This is a genomic window from Sphingomonas sp. (assembly GCF_003248515.1).
In the GTDB taxonomy this organism is placed as follows: domain Bacteria; phylum Pseudomonadota; class Alphaproteobacteria; order Sphingomonadales; family Sphingomonadaceae; genus Sphingomonas_I.
This window is the reverse complement of the sequence record NZ_QFOB01000010.1, coordinates 107,131-132,561: the sequence shown is the minus strand read 5'-3', so window position 1 is coordinate 132,561 and position 25,431 is coordinate 107,131. Positions and strand designations below refer to the sequence as shown.

General features: G+C 66.9%; 18 protein-coding genes. 9 read left to right on the top strand and 9 right to left on the bottom strand.

Annotation, left to right across the window (positions count from 1 at the left end):
• Nucleotides 1-12: 12 nt before the first annotated feature.
• On the top strand, nucleotides 13-1,002 hold the full coding sequence (locus tag DI605_RS16045) for a DUF535 family protein (protein ID WP_293975894.1): 990 nt from the start codon (nucleotides 13-15) through the stop codon (nucleotides 1,000-1,002).
• Between the two features lie 41 nt (nucleotides 1,003-1,043).
• On the opposite strand, the gene DI605_RS16040 is transcribed toward DI605_RS16045, so the two are convergent.
• From DI605_RS16040 to DI605_RS16030, 3 genes are all read right to left on the bottom strand, one after another.
• Nucleotides 1,044-3,215 (bottom strand): primosomal protein N', encoded by a 2,172-nt coding sequence (locus DI605_RS16040; RefSeq protein WP_293975892.1) that lies wholly within the window; start codon nucleotides 3,213-3,215, stop codon nucleotides 1,044-1,046.
• A gap of 334 nt (nucleotides 3,216-3,549) precedes the next feature.
• Nucleotides 3,550-3,849 (bottom strand): hypothetical protein, encoded by a 300-nt coding sequence (locus tag DI605_RS16035; RefSeq protein ID WP_293975890.1) that lies wholly within the window; start codon nucleotides 3,847-3,849, stop codon nucleotides 3,550-3,552.
• Nucleotides 3,846-6,722 carry a pitrilysin family protein gene (locus tag DI605_RS16030; protein WP_293975888.1) on the bottom strand — a complete coding sequence of 959 codons (2,877 nt, stop codon included), beginning with the start codon at nucleotides 6,720-6,722 and terminating at the stop codon, nucleotides 3,846-3,848. Before DI605_RS16030 ends, DI605_RS16035 begins: the two co-directional genes overlap by 4 nt.
• Before the next feature lie 157 nt (nucleotides 6,723-6,879).
• On the opposite strand from DI605_RS16030, the gene DI605_RS16025 reads away from it, so the two are divergent.
• Entirely contained in the window at nucleotides 6,880-8,490 is a 1,611-nt protein-coding gene (locus tag DI605_RS16025; RefSeq protein WP_293976039.1) for a M28 family metallopeptidase, read from the top strand.
• A gap of 106 nt (nucleotides 8,491-8,596) precedes the next feature.
• Here the strand turns inward: DI605_RS16025 and DI605_RS16020 are convergent, their stop codons facing one another.
• Nucleotides 8,597-9,034, bottom strand: a complete 438-nt coding sequence (locus DI605_RS16020) for a hypothetical protein (protein WP_293975886.1) — start codon at nucleotides 9,032-9,034, stop codon at nucleotides 8,597-8,599.
• A 461-nt stretch (nucleotides 9,035-9,495) separates the two neighbouring features.
• Here DI605_RS16020 and clpB point away from each other — a divergent pair, with 461 nt between their 5' ends.
• Nucleotides 9,496-12,075, top strand: a complete 2,580-nt coding sequence (gene clpB, locus DI605_RS16015) for an ATP-dependent chaperone ClpB (protein ID WP_293975884.1) — start codon at nucleotides 9,496-9,498, stop codon at nucleotides 12,073-12,075.
• Nucleotides 12,076-12,177: 102 nt separating this feature from the next.
• Here the strand turns inward: clpB and DI605_RS16010 are convergent, their stop codons facing one another.
• Nucleotides 12,178-12,663 carry a hypothetical protein gene (locus DI605_RS16010; protein WP_293975882.1) on the bottom strand — a complete coding sequence of 162 codons (486 nt, stop codon included), beginning with the start codon at nucleotides 12,661-12,663 and terminating at the stop codon, nucleotides 12,178-12,180.
• Nucleotides 12,664-12,960: 297 nt separating this feature from the next.
• Between DI605_RS16010 and DI605_RS16005 the strand changes: the two genes are divergently transcribed.
• Nucleotides 12,961-16,050 carry a TonB-dependent receptor gene (locus DI605_RS16005; RefSeq protein WP_293976037.1) on the top strand — a complete coding sequence of 1,030 codons (3,090 nt, stop codon included), beginning with the start codon at nucleotides 12,961-12,963 and terminating at the stop codon, nucleotides 16,048-16,050.
• A 299-nt stretch (nucleotides 16,051-16,349) separates the two neighbouring features.
• On the opposite strand, the gene DI605_RS16000 is transcribed toward DI605_RS16005, so the two are convergent.
• Nucleotides 16,350-18,005, bottom strand: coding sequence for a sulfotransferase (locus DI605_RS16000; protein WP_293975881.1), 1,656 nt, complete (start codon nucleotides 18,003-18,005; stop codon nucleotides 16,350-16,352).
• A 197-nt stretch (nucleotides 18,006-18,202) separates the two neighbouring features.
• On the opposite strand from DI605_RS16000, the gene DI605_RS15995 reads away from it, so the two are divergent.
• The gene (locus tag DI605_RS15995) at nucleotides 18,203-18,463 is read left to right on the top strand and encodes a hypothetical protein (RefSeq protein ID WP_293975880.1); all 261 of its coding nucleotides are present in this window, start codon (nucleotides 18,203-18,205) and stop codon (nucleotides 18,461-18,463) included.
• Nucleotides 18,464-18,517: 54 nt separating this feature from the next.
• On the opposite strand, the gene DI605_RS15990 is transcribed toward DI605_RS15995, so the two are convergent.
• Together DI605_RS15990 and DI605_RS15985 are read right to left on the bottom strand one after the other, a co-directional pair.
• Nucleotides 18,518-19,678 (bottom strand): aspartyl/asparaginyl beta-hydroxylase domain-containing protein, encoded by a 1,161-nt coding sequence (locus DI605_RS15990; RefSeq protein ID WP_293975879.1) that lies wholly within the window; start codon nucleotides 19,676-19,678, stop codon nucleotides 18,518-18,520.
• Nucleotides 19,675-20,736: a hypothetical protein gene (locus DI605_RS15985; protein ID WP_293975877.1), complete on the bottom strand. Its 1,062-nt coding sequence runs from the start codon at nucleotides 20,734-20,736 to the stop codon at nucleotides 19,675-19,677. Before DI605_RS15985 ends, DI605_RS15990 begins: the two co-directional genes overlap by 4 nt.
• An 83-nt stretch (nucleotides 20,737-20,819) precedes the next feature.
• Here DI605_RS15985 and DI605_RS15980 point away from each other — a divergent pair, with 83 nt between their 5' ends.
• Complete coding sequence (locus DI605_RS15980) at nucleotides 20,820-22,109, top strand: aspartyl/asparaginyl beta-hydroxylase domain-containing protein (protein WP_293975875.1); 1,290 nt, start codon at nucleotides 20,820-20,822, stop codon at nucleotides 22,107-22,109.
• Nucleotides 22,110-22,171: 62 nt separating this feature from the next.
• On the opposite strand, the gene DI605_RS15975 is transcribed toward DI605_RS15980, so the two are convergent.
• Nucleotides 22,172-23,146, bottom strand: a complete 975-nt coding sequence (locus DI605_RS15975) for a hypothetical protein (protein WP_293975873.1) — start codon at nucleotides 23,144-23,146, stop codon at nucleotides 22,172-22,174.
• 49 nt (nucleotides 23,147-23,195) lie between these two features.
• On the opposite strand from DI605_RS15975, the gene DI605_RS15970 reads away from it, so the two are divergent.
• The 3 genes from DI605_RS15970 to tolQ all read left to right on the top strand — a co-directional run bounded on the left by DI605_RS15970 (nucleotide 23,196) and on the right by tolQ (nucleotide 25,431).
• Nucleotides 23,196-24,170, top strand: coding sequence for a TauD/TfdA family dioxygenase (locus DI605_RS15970; protein WP_293975871.1), 975 nt, complete (start codon nucleotides 23,196-23,198; stop codon nucleotides 24,168-24,170).
• Between the two features lie 107 nt (nucleotides 24,171-24,277).
• Nucleotides 24,278-24,739, top strand: a complete 462-nt coding sequence (locus tag DI605_RS15965; RefSeq protein WP_293975869.1) for a YbgC/FadM family acyl-CoA thioesterase — start codon at nucleotides 24,278-24,280, stop codon at nucleotides 24,737-24,739.
• A complete protein-coding gene (tolQ, locus tag DI605_RS15960; RefSeq protein WP_293975867.1) occupies nucleotides 24,736-25,431 on the top strand; it encodes a protein TolQ in 696 nt (231 codons plus the stop codon). The genes DI605_RS15965 and tolQ overlap by 4 nt, the downstream gene beginning before the upstream one ends.

Below are 25,431 nucleotides of genomic sequence, written 5' to 3'. Positions count from 1 at the left end.
GCGAGAAACGAGTTGAAAAGCTTACCTTTCACGGCCGAACGGGAAGTGAGCCCGCAGGAGGCGGCGATCCTTGCGATCGGCATGCCTGCGGCACGGCCGGCCGCCGTATCGCTGCTGAAGCAGCGTGTTCGTGATACATCCTTGCCGTTCCTCTATGCCAGCTCCGCCGTCCGCCACTGGCGGGCGCTTTCGGATCTGTGGCGGGCGCGTGACGGCAGCCTGCTGGCCGAAATGGTGGCGGCGCGCCCGGAAATCTGGACCATGCTGCGCGTTCGTTTCGTTTCCGCACGGTGGAATGCGAGCGAACGTCTGAAGGCGATCGCCCATCATTGCGACATTGCCGAACGGCTGGGCCTTCCGTTCAATATCCATCCGCATCGCGCGGCGACCCTGCTCCGTCTCGACGGACTCGGCCCGGACGTGCGGCTGGTGCTGGATTCGCCGCGCTGGTTGCTGCGCGAGGGCCTGCTCGCGCTCAGCCTGATGGACGGCTGCGACCGCATCTTCTCGCTCTCCTTCACGCTGGCTCAGGAGCGGGGCAGGCGGGTGGCCTATATCGGCGGGATACAGGGGCGGCGCGCGCCCGATGCGCTCGCCCGGAACCGCGAACTGACCCACCTGGCGGATGGCGCCCGGCCGCAGGACCTGCTGTTCGAACTGTTCCGCGCGCTGTGCCGCGCGGCGGGCGTGGCCCAGATCCTCGCCGTATCGGGCGCGATCCGCAACGACCAGACGACCTTCGCACGCTATGACGGCTATGAGGAATCACCCGTAACCTTCGATTATGACGCTCTTTGGTCGGAGCGGGGCGGGGCGCTTCGGGCCGATGGCTTCTTCGCGCTGGCGATCGATCCCGAGCCGCGCGACGAGAGCACGATGCCGGCCAAACGGCGCGCGGCACGGCGCAAGAAGATGGCCTTCATCGCTGCCGCGCAGGACCGGCTGACCGTGGCACTGTCCCGCCCGCGCGGGATCGAGACGGATCGCGTGGAACTGGCCTGACGGCCGGTTCGCGCGGATCGCACAGGCGGGAACACGCCCCTTTAGAGGAAGCTGTAGGGATCGACATCGACGGCGACACGCACGCCGCGCGGCCATTCCAGCGGCCCCAGCCAGCCGCGTATCACATCCTGCACGTCCAGCGAGCGCCGGGCATGGACCAGCAAGCGCTGGCGATGGCGCCCGCGCAGCATCGCCAGCGGGGCGGGCGCGGGTCCATAGACTTCCATGCCATCGACATGCGGGGCCGCCTTGCCGATCGCGCGCGCCGTGCCCACCGCCTCATCTAGATTTTCGGACGAGACGATGATGCCGGCGAAACGGCCGAAGGGCGGCGCGTTGGCGATGCGCCGCGCTTCCGTCTCGGCTGCGTAGAAACTGTCGCGATCCCCTGAAACGAGCGCCTGGATGACGGGCGCGGCCGGCTCATAGGTCTGCACCAGAACGCGGCCCGGCTTCTCGCCGCGACCGGCGCGGCCGGCCACCTGCGCGATCTGCTGGAAACTGCGCTCGGCCGCGCGCAGATCACCGCCCGACAGCCCGAGATCGGCATCGACCACGCCGACGAGCGTGAGATTGGGGAAATGATACCCCTTGGTGACGAGCTGCGTGCCGATCACGATATCGATCTCGCCATCCTCCATCCGGCCGACGAACTCGGCCGCCTTGGCCGGCGACCAGAGCGTATCGGAGGTGACGATCGCGGTGCGCGCATCGGGCAGGATCGCGGCCACTTCGTCCGCGATGCGCTCCACCCCCGGGCCGCAGGGAACGAGGCTGTCTTCCTCCTTGCATTCGGGGCAGGCGCGCGGCGGCGGCATCACATGGCCGCAATGATGGCAGGCCAGCCGCGCCGTCAGCCTATGCTCGACCATCCAGGCGGTGCAGTTCGGGCACTGGAAGCGATGGCCGCAGTGGCGGCAGAGCGTGAGCGGGGCATAGCCGCGCCGGTTGAGAAACAGCAGGGATTGCTCGCCGCGCTCCTGCGTCTCCTTGAGCGCCCTGACGAGCGGAGGGCTCAGCCAGCGGCCGCGATCCGGGCGATCATGGGTGAGATCGATCGCGGCGATATCGGGCAGGATCGCGCCGCCGAAGCGATCGGGAAGCGTGAGTTCCGCATAATGGCCGAGCGCGACCTGATGGCGCGTCTCGATCGCGGGCGTGGCCGAGGCGAGGATGATCGGCACATCTTCAAAGCGCGCGCGCATCACCGCCGTATCGCGGGCGTGATAGGCGACGCCCTCCTCCTGCTTGAAGCTCGTCTCGTGCGCCTCGTCCACCACGATCAGGCCAAGATTGCGATAGGGCAGGAAGAGCGCCGATCGCGCCCCCACCACCACCTTCGCCTCGCCGCCGGCGATGGCCCGCCAGGCACGCCGCCGCTGAGACTGGCGCAGATCCGAATGCCAGGCGACGGGCGTGACGCCGAAGCGGCCGGCGAAACGCTTCAGGAAAGGTTCCGTCAGCGCGATTTCCGGAAGCAGGACGAGCGTCTGCCGGCCGGCGCGGAGCGCCGCCGCGACAGCCTCGAAATAGACTTCGGTCTTGCCCGATCCGGTGACGCCATCGAGCAGCCAGGGCGCGAAGGCATGCGCCTCGACCGATCCCGCCAGTGTGGCGGCGGCGGCGGCCTGCTCCTCGCTGAGTGCGGGCTGCGCATGATCGGGATCGGGCTCCGGAAAGGGATCGTCCACGGCCACCTCGACAGGGCCGATCGCGCCCGCTTTCACAAGGCCCCGGATCACGGCATCGGAGACATCCGCTATCGTCGCCAGTTCGCGAACGAGGCCTTGCCGATTCTCGATCCGCTCCAGCGCCTGCTCGCGCTGGGGGGTGAGGCGCGGGGGGACGAGGCCGGTCGCGCGATATTCCACGATCGTGCGCCCGCCATCCAGCGCCGAAGCCGAGGCGAGCGCCATGCGCAGCACGGCGGCGGGAGGGGCGAGATAATAATCGGCCGTCCATTCGATCAGCCGGCGGAGTGGCGCTGCCAGCGGCGGCAGATCATAGACGCCCGCCAGCGGACGCAGGCGATTGTCGCCCACCTCGGCATCGGAGGGCATTCGCTCCGGTTCCCACACCACGCCCGCCAGCTGGCGGGGGCCGAGCGGGGCCAGCACGATGCTGCCGGGCTCCACATGCTGGCCCGGATCCACCCGATAATCGAGCGGGCCGAGCGCGGCATTGAGCAGGAGGACGCGGGCGCGCTTGTTCACGTCGCGCGACGTAGGGGATGCGGGCGCGGTTTGAAACTGGGCGGATACGGGCGGACGAAATGCGGGCCGTCATCCCAAAGGCCACACGGAAGGCACACCTCTACGGGGTGGTGCGCGGCGCCCCCGAATGCACGACCGTGCACGCAAGGGAGCATGTGCGGGCGCGTGGCTGTGGAAAGCGCAGCAGGGGAGGCAGAGGCATGGTGCCCGACTCCGGCGGCGGAAATGGATCGTGCAAGTGCGACGGCAGGCGCTGCATCGCAGAGGAAGCCGATGGCGGATCTTTCTCGCACCTGTATATAGGGACGGGGGTGCCGCCCGCCGAACGCAGCGCTCAGGCCATCCGCGTGCCGCTGATCGGGAAAGTGCCGAAGAAGCCGGCGCCCACGGTGCCGGCCAGCGTATCGCCCGTGATCGTCGCTTCGCAATTGAGCGTGATCGGCATCGGCTTCGGCACGCGCATCGGCCAGGCGAGGACATTGTCGGTGACATCGCCCTCCACGTCCATCGCGCCGATATTGCCTTCCGCCCGTCCGGTGAAGGAGGCGCCGCTGGACTGCACCGTCAGGACGAAGCTCTGTTCGCCCATCGGGGCCGAGACCGTGCATTCCCAACGGCCATCGACATCACTCACTTGGCGACTCCTGCGGAGGGGGCGGAAGATTGGGGCGCGGGGGCCGCATCCTCGATGGGCAGGCCGAGCCCCTGCAATTGCGGCCGCACGACCTTCGCATCGCCGACGACCACCCATACGATCTTCGCCGGATCGATCGCGCCGCGCGCCGCCTTGTCGACCGAGGCGGGCGTCATCGCCCGATATTTGGCGGGCAGGCCGATATAATAATCATCCGGCCGACCGAGCAGATCCATCCGCATCAGCGCACCGAGCAGCGCGCCGCTGGTTTCGAACTGGCCCGGCAGGGACAGCGTGAAACTGCTGACAGAACGGGCGAGTTCGGCCGGCGTGGTGCCCTGCGGACCGAGATAGGCCGCGACATCGCTACGGGCGGCGGCGATCGAGTCACCGGTCTTGTCCGCCTGCACCGGTGCGATCAGCAGAAGCGGCATCGCCTGCCTGAGCGCGGAGAGCTGCGAGCCCGCATAATAGGCCCAATGCTTCGTCTCGCGCAGATCGGTGGTGATGCGCGATGCCGTGCTCCCGCCCAGAATATCGTTGGCGACGTCGATCGTATCGATGTCGTTCGTGCCCTTCAGCGGTGTGACCAGACCGGCGAGGATCATCGACTGCGGGCTCTGAGGCTTGTCGACCAGGATGATGCGCGGCCGCGCGGCCGGCACAGGGGCTGCATAGTCCTTCACGCCCTTCGCCACGGCGGGCGCCTTCCAGCCGCCGAAGCGGGCCTCCAGCATCGGCAGAAGCTCCGCCAGCGACGTATCGCCCACCGCGAAGATCTTCGCATTGTCGGGGCGGAGCCACCTGTCCTTGAAGGTAACCAGATCATCGCGCGTGGCGGCGGCGACGCCCGCCTCGTCGCCCGATCCGCTGAACGGCACGCCATAGGGGTGCGCCGCACCGAACAGGATCGGCGGCAGCGTGCGCATGGCGATGCCCTGTGGCTGCGTCTTCTCGGTCGCGATCCGGGCGAGCAGGCGCGCGCGCTGCCGCTCCACCTCGGCCGGAGCGAGCGCGGGATGCAGCACGATATCGGCGAAGAGATCCAGCGAGGCGCCGAGATTGGGCTTGAGCGCGGACAGCGACATCCGCGTGGCATCCATCGTGCTGTTCACGCCGATTGCGGCGCCCAGCCTTTCCTGTTCCTCCGCGATGCCGATGGAATCGCGGGTCGTGGTGCCTTCCTTCAGGAGGGAGAGGAGCAGCGCCTGCGTGCCGAGCTTTGCCTTGTCGTCCGCGGCATTGCCGGCATCGAACTGAAAGGCGACCTGCACGAGCGGCAGGCCGGGGCGCTTGGCGAACGTGACCGGAATGCCGTTCGACAGTGTCGCCCGCTCGATCTTCGGGAAGGCGAGCGCGCCGATCTGGGCCAGCGGCGGCTCGGCGATCTTCGCTACGGGGGCGGAGGCGGAGGCGGCCGTTGCCGGCGCGGGCGCGCCTCCCGCGGCCGGGGAGCGGAAATAGGCGGGATGGCGGACATTGCCGGCCAGCGCCTGATCGGCTGCGCTGCGCTCTCCGGGCAGAACCATCAGGCGGAGCGGCGGGCGCCCCATCCATTTGCGCGCGACGGCGGTGAGGCTGGCCGGGGTGGCGGCCGCGATCTCGCGCAATTCCTTCTGATAATGATCGGGATCGTTGGAATAGACCGCGCCCTCCGCGAGCGTGACAGCCTTGCCGCCGAAGCCGCCCACCTGCTCCAGCCCGCGCACCTGGCCGGCGACGATGCTGGTGGCGGCGCGCTGCACCTCATCAGCTGTGGGGCCGGTCTTCAGATAATCGGCGAGGATTTCATCGATGCGCTTTGCCACCAGGGCGGGATCGACGCCGGGGCGGACCTTGGCGTTGATCTCCAGCATGCCGACCTTTTCGAACTGCTGGACGCCTGCCGATGCGGAGACGGCGAGCTTTTCCTGCCGGACGAGGATATTCTGGAGGCGCGAACTGCCGAGCCCGCCGAGAATGTAGGAGGCGAGCTGGATCTGCGTGCTTTCCGGATCCTGGATTTCCGGCGTCACCCATTCCCGCGAGACGGAGGCGGTGGCGACATGATCGTACATCACCTTGTCCACCGGCGCGGCCAGCGTGGGGACGGGGGCGTCGGGATGCTTCACCTCGGGGCCGCGCGGGATGGCACCGAACCATTTTTCCACCTTGGCCTTCGCCTCGGCCAGATCGATGTCGCCCGCGAGCACGAGCACGGCATTGTTCGGCCCGTAATTGTCCCGGAACCAGCCCTTCACATCTTCCAGGCTGGCGCCGTTCAGATCGGCCATCGAGCCGATCGTCGAGTGGCGATAGGGATGGCCTTCGGGAAAGAGAGCGTCCAGCTCCGCATATTGGACGAGGCCGCCGGGCTCATTCTCGCCCATGCGCTTCTCGTTCTGGACGACGCCGCGCTGCGCATCGAGCCGCGCCTGATCGACCACGCCGAGCAGATGGCCCATGCGATCCGCCTCCAGGAACAATGTCCGGTCCAGCGCGCCCTTGGGCACCGTCTCGAAATAATTGGTGCGATCGAACCAGGTGGTGCCGTTCCAGTCGGTCGCGCCGAGCGCCTCCAGCCGCTCCAGGCTGGAACCGGGGGCGTTTTCCGATCCGTAGAACATCAGATGTTCGTAGAGATGCGCGAAGCCGGTCTTGCCCTTCGGCTCGTCTCGCGAGCCGATATGATACCAGACGCTGACGGCGACCAGCGGCACCTTGCGATCGGTATGAACGATGACGCGCAAGCCATTCTTCAGCGTGAATTCCTGATAGGGAATCTTCACTTCGCCGACGAGCGCGGAAATGGGAGCCGCGGGGGCCGCCGGAGGGGCCGCCGAAAGAGGCGCGAGGATCGTTGCGGCGAGTGCGGACGCGATTACGGATTTCATCGAAAGGCCTTCTGGCGGGCGAGGAAACCATGGTCGTAGGATGTGCGGCCATGCGCCGCAAGCGCTTGCCGATCGCCGCGCGCGGCCCCAATCTGCGCCAAACGAAAGGTGGCACATGCTTGGCAAGGGACTGAAAAGGGGCGCGGCGCTGGCCGCGATGGCGGCGATTGCGGGCGGCGCGCTGGCGGCGGAGCCGGTGTTCACGCCGGAGGCCTTCCGCGCGCACGTGGCCTTCCTGGCGGATGATCTGCTGGAAGGGCGCGATATCGGCAGCCGCGGGCACGAGATCGCAGCGCGCTACGTCGCATCGCGTTTCGAGGCGCTGGGGCTGAAGCCCGCCGGTGATGCGGGTGGCTGGTATCAGAACATCGCCTTCGCGCAGGCGAAGCGCGGCGAAACCAGGGGCACGCTTTCGGTGACGGGTCCTGGCGGCACGAAGACGTGGCCGCATCTCGATAATGTGATCATCGGCATCAACCCGGCCATGCCCAAGGCAGAGGTTTCGGCCCCACTCGTCTTCGTCGGCTATGGGCTGGAGGTGCCGGGCCAGGGCTATGACGATTATCGCGGGCTGGACGTGCGCGGGAAGATCGTGGTGATGCTGGCGGGCTTCCCCAAGGGCATGCCGAGCGAGATCGCGGCCTATGCCTCCGACGAGAAGGGCGCTGTTGCCGGCAAGCACGGCGCTATCGGGATTATCTCGATCGACACGCTCGCCTCGGCCAAGCGGCGGCCTTTCAGCCAGCGCCTGCATTTTGCCGACGGCGTGACCGTCACCTGGATCGGCAAGGATGGCGTGCCCTATCGCGAGGCGCCGGAAATCAGGCTTTCGGGCTTTGCCAACGGGCCCGCCGCCGAGGCGCTGTTCGCAGGCGGCCCCAAGCCGCTGGCGACGGTGCTGAAGGAAGCGGCGGTGGATGGCGTCCGCCCCAAGGGCTTCGCGCTCAAGACCAGCGCGAAACTGACGCAGGACGCGATCGTCACGAAGATCACGAGCCCCAACGTGGTGGCGATGCTGCCGGGCGCTGATCCCAAGCTGAAGGACGAATATGTCGTCCTCTCCGCGCATCTCGACCATATCGGCATTGCGCCGGCCAAGCCGGACGACAAGCCGGACACGGACCGGATCAACAATGGCGCGCTCGACAATGCCGCCGGCATCGCGACGATGCTGGAAGTGGCGCGCGCCATGTCGGAAGCGCCCGCCAGGCCCCGCCGATCGGTGATCTTCCTCGCCTCAACGGGCGAGGAGAAGGGGCTGCTGGGCGCCGATTATTATGCGCGCAATCCGACCGTGCCGCTGAAGCAGATCGTGGGCAATGTCGACATCGACATGCCGTTGCTGCTCTACAAGTTCACCGACGTGGTCGCGTTCGGATCCGATCATTCGACGCTGGGGCCGATCACGGCCAAGGCGGTGGCCCCGATGGGGCTGACGCTCTCGCCCGATCCGATGCCGGAAGAGACGATCTTCGTGCGATCGGACCATTACAAGTTCGTGCAGCAGGGCATTCCCGCCGTCTTCCTCGCGACCGGCTTTGCGAATGGCGGCGGCGAGCAATGGGGCAAGTTCCTCGGCGGCAACTACCACCATCCCGGCGACGACATGAAGCAGCCGATCGACTGGGCCTCCGGCGCGCGCTTCGCCGAGGCCAATTACCGGATCACCGAGGCGATGGCCGATGGCGATACGCCGCCGCTCTGGAACAAGGGTGATTTCTTCGGGGATCTTTACGCGCCGAAAGCCGTGAAGGCCGCGACGAAATAGGAACGGACATGGCGGGAGCGGGGCGGAAGGGCGCAACCCCGCTTTCGCTCCCGCCAAAGGCCTTCGTTGCCCCTTGCTTTGGGGGAAAGGACTTTACCGGCGCGTGCTACGAATAGGCCTGCAGCCACATTTCCGCAGCATTGGGGGAGACGAAGGACTCGCGGATTCCCACGGCGAGGGCGGTGCGCGGGTGCTGCTTGTCGGCAGAGGATTTCACGATCGCGGCGAGGCGATCGGCGGCGGAATAGATTTGGGCATTCATGGCGCAGAACTGGAGGACGGACTGTTCATTCTCCACGACCCAGTCACGCACGTCTATGAAGACGCGGAGCGCGCCGAACCGCCTGCGCGCTTCCGCCACGATTTTCGTCTGCTGATCGAAATAGAGTTGCGCGTCCGCCTCGCGCCAGATGCCGCCGCCCGTGCAGCGGACCGTCCCCGTCGCATTGTCCAGGCCGCAGACGAACGTGGCCGTCCGCAAATGAGACGGGCGCCACTGGACCATCATGTCCAGCTTCGGGGGCGGCATGAACAGGGCAGCCATCGCAGTCTTATTCCCTCCGAAACTCAGAGAGCTGTGCTCAATCGGCATGGTTTACAAATACTTGTGATCTTCCGTGCGGGGTCTCGATTTCGACCAACGTCGAACGATATGGGCACATCTGCGCGCGCGAAGCCGGATCTTGCGCGAACATCCGGCTTTCCGCCAATGTTCCCTGAACACGTCGCGCGCCCGCGGGGGAGGGCGTTGCGGGAGGATCGAGAGCGTCCCATGAAGGGAAAGGGCGGCGACGTCGGGAGGATACTCCCCACGGACTTGTTCCTTGCCGGACGGCGACCTCACACAATTTGGTCGAACCCCGCTATTGCGAGAGCGGGTGGGCTGGCAGTTTCCTGCGCGAGGGAAAAGGGGATGGAGGGCGTGGCGACGCGCAACGATAAATCGTGCCGTGGGCTTGTGTTGCATATCGGCAACACTATCTCGCGGAGGATCAAGGAGCATCCATGAACCTCGAAAAGCTGACCGATCGCGCCAAGGGCTTCCTGCAGGCGGCGCAGACCGTGGCGATCCGCATGAACCATCAGCAGATCACGCCCGAACACCTGTTGAAAGCGCTGCTCGAAGACGAGCAGGGCATGGCTTCCGGCCTCATCAAGGCGGCGGGCGGCGATCCGCAGGTGGCGACGCGCGGCACCGATGCGGCGCTGGCCAAGATCCCGGCCGTCTCCGGCGGCGGCGCGCAGCAGACGCCGGGCATGAACAACGATCTCGTCCGCGTGATCGATCAGGCCGAGCAGATCGCGACCAAGGCGGGCGACAGCTATGTAACGGTGGAGCGGATGCTGCTGGCGCTCGCTTTGTCGCTGAATACAGCGGCGGGCAAGGCGTTGCAGGCGGCGAATGCGCGCCCAGAGGCGCTGAATGCGGCGATCAACGAGTTGCGCGGCGGGCGGACGGCGGACACGGCCTCCGCCGAGGATCGCTATGACGCGCTCAAGAAATTTGCCCGCGATCTCACGGCGGCCGCCCGCGAGGGCAAGCTGGATCCGGTGATCGGCCGCGACGAGGAGATCCGCCGCACGATCCAGATCCTGGCCCGGCGCACGAAGAACAATCCTGTGCTGATCGGCGAGCCGGGCACCGGCAAGACCGCGATCGCGGAAGGCCTTGCCCTGCGCATCGCCAATGGCGACGTGCCGGATGGCCTGAAGGATCGCAAGCTGATGGCGCTCGACATGGGCGCGCTGATCGCGGGCGCCAAATATCGTGGCGAATTCGAGGAGCGCCTGAAGGGCGTGCTCGACGAGGTGAAGCAGGCCGAGGGGCATGTCGTGCTTTTCATCGACGAGATGCACACCCTTGTCGGCGCGGGCAAATCCGAAGGCGCGATGGATGCGGGCAACCTGCTGAAGCCGGCGCTGGCACGCGGCGAACTGCACTGCATCGGCGCCACCACGCTCGACGAATATCGGAAATATGTGGAGAAGGATCCGGCGCTCCAGCGGCGGTTCCAGCCTGTCTTCGTGGGCGAGCCGACCGTGGAGGATACGATCTCGATCCTGCGCGGCCTGAAGGACAAATATGAGCTGCATCACGGCGTGCGCATCACCGATGGCGCGCTGGTGGCGGCGGCGACGCTTTCCAACCGCTACATCACGGATCGATTCCTGCCAGACAAGGCGATCGACCTGATGGACGAGGCCGCCTCGCGCCTGCGGATGGAGGTGGAGAGCAAGCCCGAAGAGATCGAGGCACTCGACCGGCGCATCGTGCGGATGAAGATCGAGCGTGAGGCGCTGGCCAAGGAAAGCGACCAGGCCTCTCGCGATCGGCTGGCCGCGCTGGAATATGATCTGGCGCAGCTGGAGGAGGAAAGCGCGGGCCTCACCCAGCGCTGGCAGGCCGAGAAGGACAAGCTCAACGCCGAGACGAAGGTGAAGGAGCAGCTGGATCAGGCGCGCATGGCGCTGGATCAGGCGCAGCGCGCGGGCGATTTTACGAAAGCGGGCGAGCTTTCCTACGGGATCATCCCCGGTCTCGAAAAGCAGCTGGCCGAGGCGCAGGGCGCTTCGGCCACCGCGATGGTGCGCGAGGAAGTGACCAGCGAGGATATCGCCTCGGTCGTCGCACGCTGGACGGGTGTGCCGGTGGAGCGGATGCTGGAGGGCGAGCGCGACAAGCTGATCCGGATGGAAGAGGCGATCGGCAGGCGCGTGATCGGCCAGAGCGACGCGGTAGCGGCGGTAAGCCGCGCCGTGCGCCGGGCCCGCGCGGGCCTGCAGGATCCGAACCGGCCGCTCGGCTCCTTCCTGTTCCTGGGGCCGACGGGCGTGGGCAAGACCGAGCTGACCAAGGCGCTGGCCGGCTTCCTCTTCGACGATGACGCCGCGATGGTGCGCATCGACATGAGCGAATTCATGGAGAAGCACAGCGTGGCCCGCCTGATCGGCGCGCCTCCGGGCTATGTCGGCTATGAGGAAGGCGGCGTCCTGACCGAGGCGGTGCGGCGCAGGCCCTATCAGGTGGTGCTGTTCGACGAGGTGGAGAAGGCGCATGGCGACGTCTTCAACATCCTGCTCCAGGTGCTGGACGACGGGCGGCTGACGGACGGGCAGGGGCGGACGGTGGATTTCACCAACACGCTCATCATCCTGACCTCGAACCTCGGCAGCCAGTTCCTCGCCAATCTGCCCGACGATGTTCCGGCGGAGACGGTGGAGCCGCAGGTGATGGAGGTGGTGCGCGCGCACTTCCGGCCGGAATTCCTGAACCGGCTGGACGAGATCATCCTGTTCCACCGGCTGGGCCAGAGCCACATGGGGCCGATCGTCGACATCCAGGTGGCGCGCGTCCAGAAGCTGCTCAAGGATCGCAAGATCGCGCTGAGCCTGACGGATGGTGCGCGCGAATGGCTGGGCCGGGTGGGCTATGATCCCGTCTATGGCGCCCGGCCACTCAAGCGGGCCGTGCAGAAATATCTGCAGGACCCGCTGGCGGAGGCCCTGCTGAAGGGCGAGGTGCCCGATGGATCGATGGTTACGGTCGAGGGCGCGGACGGGCGGCTCGACCTGAAGGTCGCCTGATCGCGGGCTCCCCGTCGTTCGCGCCCGGCTTGTCGGGCATCGTCCTCGAAGGGGACGGTGCCCGATCGGCCGGCGCGAACGGCGGGATGGGCCTTTCCGGCCTCAGCGCACCCGCATGCCGCGATAGGAGCGGCCGCCGGTGAACAGGAAATAATTGCCCAGCGCGCCCGCGCGGATGCGGATCTTGTCGCCGGCCCTGGGCGGCCATTTCATCGGATCGGTGGTGCGCCAGACGGCGCCGGATTCATCCGCCAGCGTGATTTCGGCGCGGCCATTATCCACCTGCCGGGCCGATGCGATGGTGGTGTTGATCTCCGAAAACTCGTCGGCATCCTCTTCCTTGGCCCCCGAGGCGCTGCCGCCGCCGCTGAACAGGTCGATCTTCGGCAGGGTGAAGCCGAACAGCGAGCGCCTGGCCTGTCGCATGTCGGCCTTGTCGACGATCGTGACTTCCTTGGTCTTCACCGCCTGCTCGAATGAATCGAACGTCTTTTCGAAGCAGGCGAGGCGCGCGGCGGGATCGGCCGTGGTGCGGCATGTGCCGAAATCATGCAGCACGCGATCCGAAGACTTGGGCCCCGCGGCCATCGCAACGCCGGTGCAACAAAGCATCGCGCCGACCGCGATCGTCAAAGCTTTCTTCATGTGTCGCCCTCTTCATATGCCGTTCTGCGGGGGCTAGGCCGCGATCAACATGTCGGCAAGGTTGCTGGGTGTGGCAGCCATGTAACATGTGGCGGGAATATTGCAGTCGCGAACGCGGATCGTTGGCAGAGCAAATCATTTCATATTAGCCAGCCCCCATGTGACGGCCTCGCGGCTGGACACTGCCACGTCGAATTGGAGCGGCCAGACGCCTCCGGGCGGCCGCTAAAGGGGACCAATATGACCAATCGTTATCGTAACAGCCTGCTGGCATCGACCTTGCTGGTCGGCGCAGCGGCGATCGCCAATCCGGCCTTCGCACAGACCGCATCGACCGACACCACGGCCGATGCGCCTTCCGAGATCGTCGTCACCGGCACTCTCGTCCGCAACCCGAACCTGGTTTCGTCTGCGCCGGTCTCCGTGATCGGTTCCGAGGAAATCGCGCTCCGCCAGCGCAACACCGCCGAAGAACTGATCCGCGACCTTCCGGGCGCGACGCCTTCGATCGGCTCCGCCGTGAACAACGGCAATGGTGGTTCGTCCTATGTCGACCTTCGCGGCCTCGGCAACTTCCGCAACGTCGTCCTGCTGGACGGCAACCGCATCGTGCCGTCGGGCTCGACCGGCCGTACCGACCTCAACAACATCCCGCTCGCCCTGATCGAGCGCACGGACGTGCTGACGGGCGGCGCCGCGACGACCTATGGCGCGGACGCCGTTTCGGGCGTGCTGAACTTCATCACCCGCCAGGATTTCTCGGGTTTCGAGGCGAACGCTTCCGAGCAGATCACGCAGCGCGGCGACGGCAACGTCTTCCGCGTCGACATGACGGTTGGTGCGAATTTCGATGACGGCAAGGGCAATGCGGTCCTCTCGATCGGCTATCAGAAGGCCGATCCGGTCTATCAGGGCGCGCGCACCTTCTCGCAGAACCAGTACACCTCGACCTCCGGTTTCGCCGGTGGCTCGGGCACGACCACGCCGTCTCGCTTCACCACCGGTGGCTCGAGCTATTCCGTGATCGATCAGGCGACGGGCGCGGTGCGCGCCTATCGCTCGCGTGGTTCGGCGACGACACCGTCCGACGCGTTCAACTTCGCGCCGTACAACATCTTCCAGACGCCGTTTAAGCGCTTCAACATCTATGGCGCCGGCCACTATGACGTGGCGGACGGCATCCAAGTCTACACGCGCGGCATGTTCTCGAAGAACACCGTCAAGACGATCATTGCGCCATCGGGCATCTTCGGCTCCGCGGTAACGATCCCCCTCAGCAATCCTTACCTGCCGACGTCAGTTCGGAATGCTCTTTGTTCGAACTATGACTTTGACCCGAGCACGGATGGTGTTCAGGGTTTGACCGCCGCGCAGTGCTCTGCCGCCGCCACCGCGACAAGCCCGACCCTGGCGAACGGAACGGCAAATCCGGATTTCCGAACTGCTACGATTAACATCGGCCGCCGCACGACCGAGGTTGGCCCGCGCGTTTCGGAATACGTGACGCAGATGTTCGACTATCGCGCCGGCGCGAAGTTCGACATCACCGACAGCATCGGCCTCGACATCAACGGTTCGTATGGCGAATCCGAAAACCGCCAGACGCAGCAGGGCTATGTGCTCCTGTCGCGCGTCCGTTCGGCGGCCTATGCCACCAATACCACGACCTGCCTTTCCGGCGCCCCGAGCGGCGCTTCGCTGACGGCGGGCACGGGCTGCGTTCCCGTCAACCTGTTCGGCCCGACGGGCTCGATCGCTTCCAACCAGATCTCGTATCTGACGGGCAACGCCTTCTCGACCAACAAGGCTTCGCTGGCCCAGGCTCGCGCGCTTCTGTCGGGTGACTTCGGCGTGACCAGCCCGTGGGCGGCGGATCCGATCAGCTTCGCGGCGGGCACCGAATATCGCAAGTACACCGCTTCGCAGTCGGCGGACTCGCTGTCACAGACGGCGGGCGAACTGGGCGGCGCCGGCGGTGCGATCCCGAACTTCAAGGGTTCGTATGACGTCGTCGAAGGTTATGGCGAAATCATCGCCCCGATCGTCAGCGACAAGCCTTTCTTCCAGAGCCTGACTCTCGAAGGCGGCCTGCGCTATTCGAAGTACAAGGTCGAGGCGGTCGGCAATCCGAGCTACAAGACCACGACGTTCAAGGCGGGCGGCACCTGGGAGCCGGCCGAGGGCTTCAAGCTTCGCGGTAACTTCCAGCGCGCGGTTCGTGCACCGAACATCACCGAGCTGTTCTCGCCGGCCAATGTCGGCCTGACCAACCTCGGTTATGATCCGTGCGCCGGCTCCGCGCCGACCACGAACGCCAATCTGCGCGCCGTTTGTATCGCGCAAGGCGCCCCGGCCTCGTCGATCGGTAGCATCCTGACGCCGACCGCGGCACAGGCGAACGCCACGACCGCCGGCAACCTCGCGCTCCGTCCGGAAAAGGCGGACTCCTACACGATCGGTATCGTCCTGCAGCCGAGGAACCTCATTCCGGGTCTCTCGATCACGGTCGATTACTACCACATCAAGATCAAGGACGCGATTTCGCAGCCGACTCCGGACGACGCGATCAACCTCTGCTTCGGTAACCGTACCGGCAGCGGCGTGACCGCGGCGAGCGCCACGAACCCGCTCTGCACGGCGATCCGGCGTAACCCGGTTACCGGCGGTCTCGACGGCGATCCGGCGACGACGGGCGGCCTGAACTTCGTCGCTTCGAACGCCGGCCAGATCCTGACCGACGGTATCGATTTCGGGTTCAACTATCGTCGTGACCTGGGCTTCGCGAAGCTCGATCTCGGCATGCAGGGCAACTACACCCGTCGGGCGCAGTTCCAGGCGACGCCGGTTTCGATCATCCGCGATTGCGTCGGTCTCTACAGCACGAGTTGCGGTTCGCCCGGTTCGGCGGGGCCGAGCTCTGCCGCGGGTTCGCTGCAGCCGAAGTTCACGTTCAATCAGCGCACGACCCTCAGCCGTGGCGCGCTCGATGTGTCGCTCCTGTGGCGCCACATCAGCCCGATGAACGTCGAGCCCGGCAACACGACCTTCTCGGGGACAATCGCGGGCAACGCGACCTCGAACGGCGCGCTGGCTGGCAAGACCTACGACTTCGGCCACATCAAGGCCTACAACTACTTCGATCTGGCGGTCCGGATCGGCTTCACGGACAATCTGGACGTGACGCTGACCGTGACCAACCTGTTCGACAAGGCTCCGCCGATCGTCGGTTCCACGATTGGTTCCACCTCGTTCAACAGCGGCAACACCTATCCGTCGACCTACGACGCGCTGGGCCGCCGCTTCCTGATGGGCGCCAAGCTCAAGTTCTGAGCCGGTTCCTTCGGGAAACTTTCGAGGGGGTGGGCTTCGGCCCGCCCCCTTTTGTTTGGGAGCATTCCCGTCCGAAACGGGCTGGATGACGCTCGGTGGCCCGCTGAAAGCCGGAGCCCGAAAGCCGGCGCGATACCGTGGTAACGGTGCGATCCGTCTCCCGGACTTCGCCCTTTGCGGATGCAAGGCAGGCAGGCGGCGGGCAAATCGCGCCTTGCTTTCGGGAGCTTTCTCTCGAAAACGGGGAGACCCGATAATGGGCAAGCCCCCCTCAGCCGGGCCGTGCGCGCGGCGGAGGATCAGCCTGCGAAGCCGAGCCGCTCCACCCAGGGCTGCAGGATTGGGAGCGCAGGGGCGAGCTGCGCTTCGTAGCGGCGCCACTGGCCGCGCCCGTCGAACAGGCCGCGTCTCACCTGCGTGGCGCTGGCCGTGCGCACGCCGCGCGTCTGCGCCGTCTTGTCGAACGTGCGGAATTCGTCCGTCCACGGAATGCCGACGAACGCGGCCAGCGCGCGCACGGTCGGTTCGAAATCGGCGACCAGGCGATCATAGCGCAGATCGTGGAAGGCGAGCGCAAAGCGCTCACGGCAAAGCTCCACCAGCCCAGTGAGCGCATCATAATGACGCGCCGTCTCCAACAGATCGCTGAAGGCGAACGAGGCGGTGCTGGGCGTGAAATTGATGCGGAAGCAGCTGAGTGCGATATCGCGCGGATCGCGCCGCATCACCACGATGCGCGCATCGGGAAAGAGGCGCGCGATCATCGGCAGCTTGAAGCCGTTGAACGGATTCATGTCGACGAAGGTCTTGCCGGTGACGTTGCCGGCCATATCCGTGACGCGCCGCCAATAGCCGGCGCGCAGGCGATCGACGAAGGCGGGATCGAGTGCGTCGAGATCCGGCATCGTGCCGTCATTGCCGAGCACCACCTCATCCGTGTCGGCCAGGGTGGGGCGCTCCTCCAGCGCGACCACGCCCGGCGCGCTCGCGAGGACATTCTCGACGAGCGTCGTGCCGGAACGGGGATAGCCGAGCAGGAAGACGTGGGCGGCCGCCGCCTGGGGAAGATCGGTTACAGGATAGAGGAGGGGGCTGCCGGGCTGCGCCCTGACCTGCTCCGCGATCCGCGTGATGAAGGCGCGGTGCGAAGGTCGGCCGTCCACCGGGCCGAGCCGCGCGCGATAGCGATCCGCGAAATTGCGCTGCGCCGCCTCCCAGGCTGCGAAAGCCTCGACGGTGCGGTCCTGCTTGTCGAGCGCGTCGCCCAGCAGGGTGAGCGCGCGCGTGCGATCGTCGCCGTCGAGCGGATGATCCAGCAGCGCCCGCAAAGGAGCCTCGGCGGAGGGCCCGTCGCGCGCCTCGATCGCCATCGTGGCGAGCGCGAAGGTGGCGGCCGGTTCCCGCGGGTTGATCGCGAAGGCGCGGCGGGCATAGGCTTCCGCCTCCTGCTTCTCGCCATGTTTGGCCGCCCGATCCGCGAGCTTGCCGAGCGCGGGCGCCATGCGCGGATCGAGCGCGGCGGCGCGGCCATAGCTTTCGGCGGCCGCGTCCTCGTCGCGGAGCGCATCGAGGATATAGCCGCGCTCCAGCCAGCCGTTGGCATAGCCCGGCGCCGTCGCCACGACGCGATCGATCACCTCGATCGCCTCGTCCGGCCGGTCGTCCTTGCGCAGCACGGCCGCGATCCCCCCCAGGATCAGGATGTCGCCCGGCGAAATGGCGAGTGCGCGCTGCAGCAGGCGATAGGCCTCCGCAAAGTCTCCGGCCTCCTCGCGGCGCCAGGCGGCGAGGTTCAGGAACATGGGATCCACCTGGCCGGTCGCCAGCGCCGCTTCCGCCAGCGCCGCCGCCGCCGCAATATCCCCGGCGGCGAGCGCCTGTTCGATGCGCGCGCGCGACTGGGCCGTCTGCTTCGCCTTGCCGGCGCTGGGCGACTTACCGATCCGGTTTGACATGACGGGCGAGGCCCCTTCTGGCGGTGAACATGGGGGGCTTGAACGCACTCATCCTTGGCGGAATGGCATCATGGCCGCGTCCGGTATCCGCTGCAACCAAGGGAAGCACCCCAATGCGCATGGGGGAGCCGTGAAAATCCATTCTCCAGATGTGGGGATTGCGATAGAATTACCGGGAATCGAACAGGATATTCGCAATGGCTTCGCCTCTCTGGCTATTCCTCGCTCTGGCCGTGGCCGAAGCGCCTCCGGCCGCCGGCAGCCCCGATACCGCTGAAAAGGCCGCAGACGCGCGCGACAAGATGATCTGCAAGAAGTTCATCGAGACGGGCTCGCTCGTGAAGGGCAAACGCGTCTGCAAGACCAAGGCCGAATGGGAGCATGAGCGCGACAATATGCGCGCCGGCTACAACACATCGGCGTCATGCCAGACCGGCAATGGCGGCTCCTGCTTCTGAGCCGTTCATTCCCCGCCCGCGCCTGCTCCCGTCCGGTATGAGCGGGGAGGGGCGTCAGGCGCCGTTGCCCGCTCCCGAATAGACGCCGATCGCGCCGAACAGGGCGGCCAGCGCTTCGCGCTCCGCACCGGTAAGCTCCGGCCGCCAGATTTCGAAGATCAGCACGATCCGCGTCTCGTCGCTGTCGTTCCACGCCTCGTGCTGGATCGAATCGTCGAAGATCATCATCCGCCCGGCCTCGACCGTGCGGACATGGTTGCCGACCCGCAGGCGGCAGCCGTCCGGCACGATCAGCGGCAGATGGCAGATCAGCCGCGTGTTGAGCATCCCGTTATGCGGCGGAATATGCGTGTGCGGACGCAGCACCGAGAACATCGCCATCGGCGCCCGGCCATCGACGCGCGCCAGCGGCACGGCTTCCAGTGCCGCGAAGGTCACCGGGCAGCGCGCGACATTGTCCGCGATCGGCTGGCCATTGCGAAACAGGTGGAAGGCGCTCCAGCGCGCATCGCCCAGCAACGGGTGCGCTTTGGTCGGGCGATCGGGATCGGGCACGACATAGGGATCGCGCAGCGGATCGGTGGCGATCAGCGCTTCCAGCTCGGCGCGGATCGCGGGCGCCTGCGCCTCCAGCGCCGCGACCCAGGCGAACTCCTCCCGCTCGAAGAAGGCGCGCTGCGGCAGTTCCGGATAATAGAAGTTGGTGGGCTGCTGCTGCTGGACCTCGGTCTTGCCGGTCAGCAGATCGAGCGCGTCCGCGAAGCGGGGATGGACCGATGCCGATATGCCCGCCGCCGCAAGCTGCGCCTTCATATGATCCTCGAACGCGCGCCCTGCGGCGGCGACCTTGTGTTCGGCCTCGCGAAGCGCGGCGATGAGATCGGGCGGGAGCGCGCCGGCACGCGGCGCCTGCATCAGCGCGGCCTGATACCAGGAGACGGCGGCGCGCGGATCGCCGGCCGTGTGGAGCAGATCGCCGCGCATCAGATTGGCGTAGAGATTGGCGGGCTCGTCATGCAGCACGCGATCCAGTGCGCGGTGCGCGGCCGGCGCATCGCCCATCATCGTGCAGGCCTGCGCCAGCAGCAGGCGAAGCTGGTGCGAGCCGCGCCCTTCCGCCTCGATCCGCTCGAATATGCGCCGGGCCTGGGCGGGATCGCCGGCCGAGAGCGCGGCCACGCCCATCTCGCCCATGCGCTGCAGATCTTCCTTCATGTCGTGCGATCCTCGATGAGGGGGGCGGGCGCCGCCATCGATATGCCCGCCGTATCGGCCACCGCCTGGGTCCAGGCGATGACCTTGTCTATCTCGTCCGCGTGGAGTGCGACGCCGGCTTCCCCCTCGCTTGCCCGTTCGGCCGCGCCGAATGCGGTGCCCAGTTTGGAGTGGCTCGTGAAGGCCGGGCCGGAGACGATTTCCGCCAACTCCCTGTCGGAGAGAGGCAGGCCGAAATGGCGGCCGAGCGCCCCCATCGCGATGGCGGGATCGGCCATCAGCCGGGCGCTGTCGAGCGTGCGGACCCGCCCCGGGCCGAAGGTCTGCACGGTGCGCGCGAACAGGGCATGCTGCGCGAGCCAGCCGATCGCGGCGACCTGAAGATCCGTCTGGCCGAGATGATCGCGCGGAGAGAAGCCGAGATCCACCAGCCTGTCGTCGAGCAGGCCGAGGAGCAGCGTGCGGACCCACAGCCGCCCGTCCAGCCCCTTGCGCGCGATCGAGCCGAGATAGGTGCGCAAGGGCGCATGAAGCAGCAGGGCATGTGATTGCGGACGGAGCGTGAGGATCGGCGCGATCAGTGCGTTGATCGCGTTGGAAGGTTTCACGACCACGCTCTCGTTCGCGGAGAAAGGCCGCGCGAGCAGGCGCAGCATATCATCCAGCACTTCGGCCATGTCCGGCCCCTGGCCGCCGCGACGACGCCAGCCGATCATGTCGTTGAGCACGACAGGCTCCTTCAGCCCCATCGAGCGGCCGGGCAGATCGAAGGCGTTGGCCACGAGCGTCGAGCAGCAGAAGGCGGAGTGGAACACGAAGTGGACCGGGGCGGACGACGGCAACGCGGCGATGGCATCGCGCCGACGCACCACCAGCGGCGCCGGACCCGCCGGGAGATATTCATCCGTGAGGAAGGTCGCCTTGCGCTGGGCGGCACGAGGCACCGGCAGGAGATGCACCGCATCATGCTCCGGATCGTAGCGGTGGGCGATCCATTCGGGATCGCGCGCGGCCTCTTCGATCGAGCGGGGCGGGGCCGGATAGGGAGCCTGCGGCATTCGCCCATCTCGCGGGATAGGAAGCAATTGTCCATCGCGTAACAAAGGCTACACTCGATTCCGGAACGCTCGGGGGAGCATGAATGGATCAGGGGGGCATTCGCGATCTGATCGCGAAGGCGATGCATGCGCAGCGTGAGGGGCGGCCCGACGAGGCCATGCGGATATATGAGCGGGTGATCGCGGGGGGCGAGCATCCCGTGGCGCTCAATGCGCTGGGTTTCCGGGCACTCGCGACGGGGCGCCCCGGCGATGCGGCCGCGTTCTTCCGCCGCGCTATCGCGGTGGATCCGCAATCGCCGGATCTGTGGATGAATCTCGCGAAGGCCGAACGGGAGCGCGGCAGTGCCGGCGGCGAGCACGCCGCGCTGGAAGGAGCGCTTTCCATCGACCGGCGGCATTTCATGGCGCTGGTGCGAATGGCGGAACTGCTGGAGCGAACGGGCGACGAGGCGGGCGCCGCGCATCACTGGACCGGCGTGCTGGCGATGGCCGATGGCATCGAGGAGCGGACGCCCGCGCTGGAGATGATGCTGGAGCATGCCCGCGATCGCGTGACGCGCCATCAGCGCGGTTTCGCGACGGCGATCGACGAGGGACTGGCTGACGCGCTTAGGGGATTGGGCCCGCGCGAAACGCGTCGTTTTGCCGCAGCGATCGATCATGCGCTGGGCCGGCGCGGCATTTTCGCCAACGAATGCGCCGGGCTGCATTTCCCCTTCCTGCCCGCCGACGAATATTTCGATCGCGCCCATTTCCCCTGGCTGAGCGAGATCGAGGCGAAGACCGGAGCGATCCGCGCCGAACTGGAGACGCTGCTGGCCGACGATGGCGCGGGCTTTCGCCCCTATATCGCGATGGAGCCCGGCACGCCGGCCAACAAGTGGACGCCGCTCGATCAGAAGATGGATTGGGGGGCGCTCCATCTGTGGAAGGACGGGCAGCGCAACGACGCCGCCTGCGCGCGTGCGCCGATCACGGCGGCGGCGGTGGAGGCGCTGCCCCTTTCGGATCTGCCGGGGCGGACGCCGACCGTATTCTTTTCGTTGCTGCGGCCGGGGGCGCACCTGCCCGCGCATACGGGCGTGAGCAACGTGCGTACGATTATTCACCTGCCGCTGATCGTGCCGCCCGGCTGCGCCTTCCGCGTGGGCGGCGAGACGCGTTCATGGGTGGAGGGCGAAGCCTGGGCCTTCGACGACACGATCGAGCATGAGGCGTGGAACCGATCTGACCGGCTGCGCGCGATCCTGATCTTCGACGTGTGGAATCCCCACATCGACCATAAGGAGCGCGCCTTGTTGCGTCGCTTCTACGAGGTGGCGAACAGGACGGACCGGGCGGGCAGCGCCGCGATCGGGCTTTCCGAATAGGATTGTGGAACAGGGCTGGCGGAAGAGGGCTGGCACGGTCGCGCGCCGACGGCGCGCCGGCCTCAGCCCTCGATCAACGCCGCCTTGTCGAGCGTGGTGAGGATGCCGAGGGCGTCCACGCCATTCGCCCTGATCCAGCGGCGCGCCTGATCGAGATCGTCGCCCAGCGCGCGTTCGATATCGGCCTTGCGGGCGAGGCGAGCGGAATTGTCGAAAGCGACATCCGGATTCTTCGAATAGGTCGAGAAAAGCGGGCCTTGCGTGATCGCCTGCGCATCGGCCGCGGTCATCGCCACGCCGAGATGGCGGGCGGATGCCTCCAGCACGGGGGCGGGGGTGGCGAAGAAAAGCTCGGCATCCAGCGCGCGCGCATTCGGCATGATGCGGAGCGCCGCGTCGAAGGCGCGCAACTGGGCAAGCCAGAGCAGGGCCGCGCGCTCCGCATCCGCGAGCGCGGCGGTATCGCCGAAATGGAAGGTGAGCTGGCCTGTGACGTTGCGCAGCCAGGTGCGGTGATTGTCGCTGCGCAGGATCGCCGCCAGATAATCGTCCAGCCCCAGATAGAGCAGGATGGCCGGCGCTTCCGGATCGAGCGCGGCGAGATCGGGCAACAGGAAATTGACCGGCACGTTCGCCTTCACGATCGTCGGCAGATCCGGATCGTAACGTTTCGATATCGTGGAGGTCGCCAGCGCGAACAGGCGCTGCTGGCGCGAGACGGCGGCCTGACGCAGCGTCAGCGGCTCCCGCAGGACGAGATTGGCATCCGGCCGATCCAGCGCGCGCGCGAGCAGGGTGGAGCCGCAATGCGCGATATGGAAGATCCAGCCAATCCGCCGGGGCGCAGGCGGGGCGGCGGGCAGGGCGGCGATGGGCACGCGCATTTCGCCCTCGGCCGCCGGCACGATCCGGCCATCGAGGAAGATCGAGCGATGATAGGCCCCGCGATCCATCGGCACGAACCGCGCCGCATCGCCATCGAAGCTGTGGAGATAATGGTCCGGCGATACGAAAAGGTCGTCGATCGTCAGCGCCATGGCGCGGCCTATAGCTAGCCGCCGCGTCTCCCGCTATCCCCCGTCAGTCATGGCGACCATCCTTCCGCCCCGTGCCGGGCAGCCCAACGTCCTGATCGAGGCGGCGGCGGGCGAGACCATCCTCGATCTGGATCCCGCGACGATCGAGGCGCTGTTCAAGCGGCATGGCGCCCTGCTGTTTCGCGGCTTCGGCGCGGATGCGGGCGCGTTCCGCCGCTTCGCCTGGCAGTTTTGCGAAACGGCGGTGTTCAACGAGAGCCCCGGCCGCCAGCCGATCGAGCCCGAGCATAATATCCACACGGTGGATGGCGGCGTGCGCGAATTCGCGCTCCACCCAGAGCTTTCGCGCGAGCCATGGAAGCCGGATGCCGCCTTCTTCTGCTGTCTTTCGGCGCCCAGCGTAGGGGGCGAGACGACGATCTGCGATGGCGTGGAGCTGGTGCAGGCCCTGCCGGAGCCGGTGCGGCGCGGGCTGGCGGGGCGGCGGCTCATCTACATCAAGCCGACCTGGCCCGAACTGCTGGCCTATTGGCTGGGAACGCCGGATCCGGACGACGCGCAGCTTTCGGCGCGGGCGCGGCCGGGCTGCCCCTATTCCTTCCATCGGGTGCATGGCGAGGTGGTGCGCGTCTTCTCGCGGCCGGCGCTGCACCGGCCGATGTTCGTGGACGCCCCGGCCTTCGGCAATTTCCTGCTCTTTGCGCGCTTCAACAACAATGTCGCCAACTTTCCGGTGCTGGACGATGGCCATCCTGTGCCGGAGGAGTGGCTGCAGGCGATCCGGGCGACGGGGGAGCGGCTGAAGGTCGCCGTCCAGTGGCGGCCGGGCGATGTCGTGATGCTGGACAATACGCGCTTCATGCACGGGCGGAACGCGATCATCGATCCGGGCGAGCGGCTGATCGCCACCTTCTTCGGCTATCTGAAATTCGCGCGGCCGGACGTGGAGGAGCCCGACGATGCGCCGTGGCGGCGGCCGGGCTTTGCGCCGCCGCTGCCGCCGCAACTGGCCGGGAGGCTCTAGGACCTGCTCTCCCGGCGTGGGGGCGGTGGCGGTCATTGCCGCCGGGATCGTCATGGGGCGCTTCTGCGGGTTCCCACGGGGGGATCGTCTGCCTATCAGCAGGCTGTATGATCGATTCCGACCTTCCCTATTCCGGCCGGATCGTGGGCAGCGAACATCGCTTCGCGGTGCGCGTCTACTATGAGGATACGGATGCGGGCGGCGTGGTCTATCACGCCCGCTATCTCGGCTTCTTCGAGCGCGCGCGATCGGACATGCTGCCCCTGGCCGGCGTCGATTATCTGGCGCGCATGGCCGAGGATGGCAGTACCTATGTCGTCTCCGCGGCGGATCTCAAATATCGCACGCCCGCCAGGCTGGGGGATGCGCTGACGATCATCAGCACGGTGGAACGGATCCGCGCTGCGGGAGTCGTTGTTCATCAAAGGGTCATGCGGGATGCCGATGTGGTCGTCGAAGGGCGTCTGACGGTTGCGTTCGTGGGGCCTGACGGGCGGCCGCGCCGTCAACCCGAGGCATGGATCAGGGCCTTCGAGGCCATCAGCGGAGGAGCGGAAGCGCGCCGATGAATGAAGTGACCGTTTCCGTGACACAGGCGTCGATCTCGCCGCTGGCTCTGTTCCTGCATGCCGATATCGTGGTGAAGCTGGTGATGATCGGGCTGATCGGCGCGAGCCTCTGGACGTGGACGATCATCCTTGGTCGCGGCTTCGGCCTGGCCGGCGTGGCGAAGAAGGATGCGGCGTTCGGCGCGGATTTCGAGAAGGCGCAGGACATGGACCGTTTCCTGCGCGAACAGGGCGGATCGGATCTGCCGAGCGCGAAGGTGTTCGCCGCCGGGATCGAGGAATGGCGGCTTTCGACGGCGGCCAAGAAGCTGGATCCCGAGGCCACGCGCGCCCGGCTGGCGAGCGCGATGGGCACGGCTGCGGCCACGCAGATCGACAAGCTCTCGTCCGGATTGAACGTGCTGGCGACGATCGGTAGCGTCTGCCCGTTCGTGGGCCTGTTCGGCACGGTCTGGGGCATCATGCGATCGTTCAGCGATATCGCCGCCAGCCAGAATACCAGCTTCGGCGCGGTGGCGCCGGGCATCGCCGAGGCGCTGTTCGCGACGGCGCTGGGCCTGTTCGCCGCCATTCCCGCCGTGATCGCCTATAACCGGATGACGCACCGGCTCGACAGGATCGAGGCGGGGTTGCATCGCTTCGCCGACCGCTTCCACCTGACGCTCAGCCGCGAGCTGGACGCGGAGGCCTGA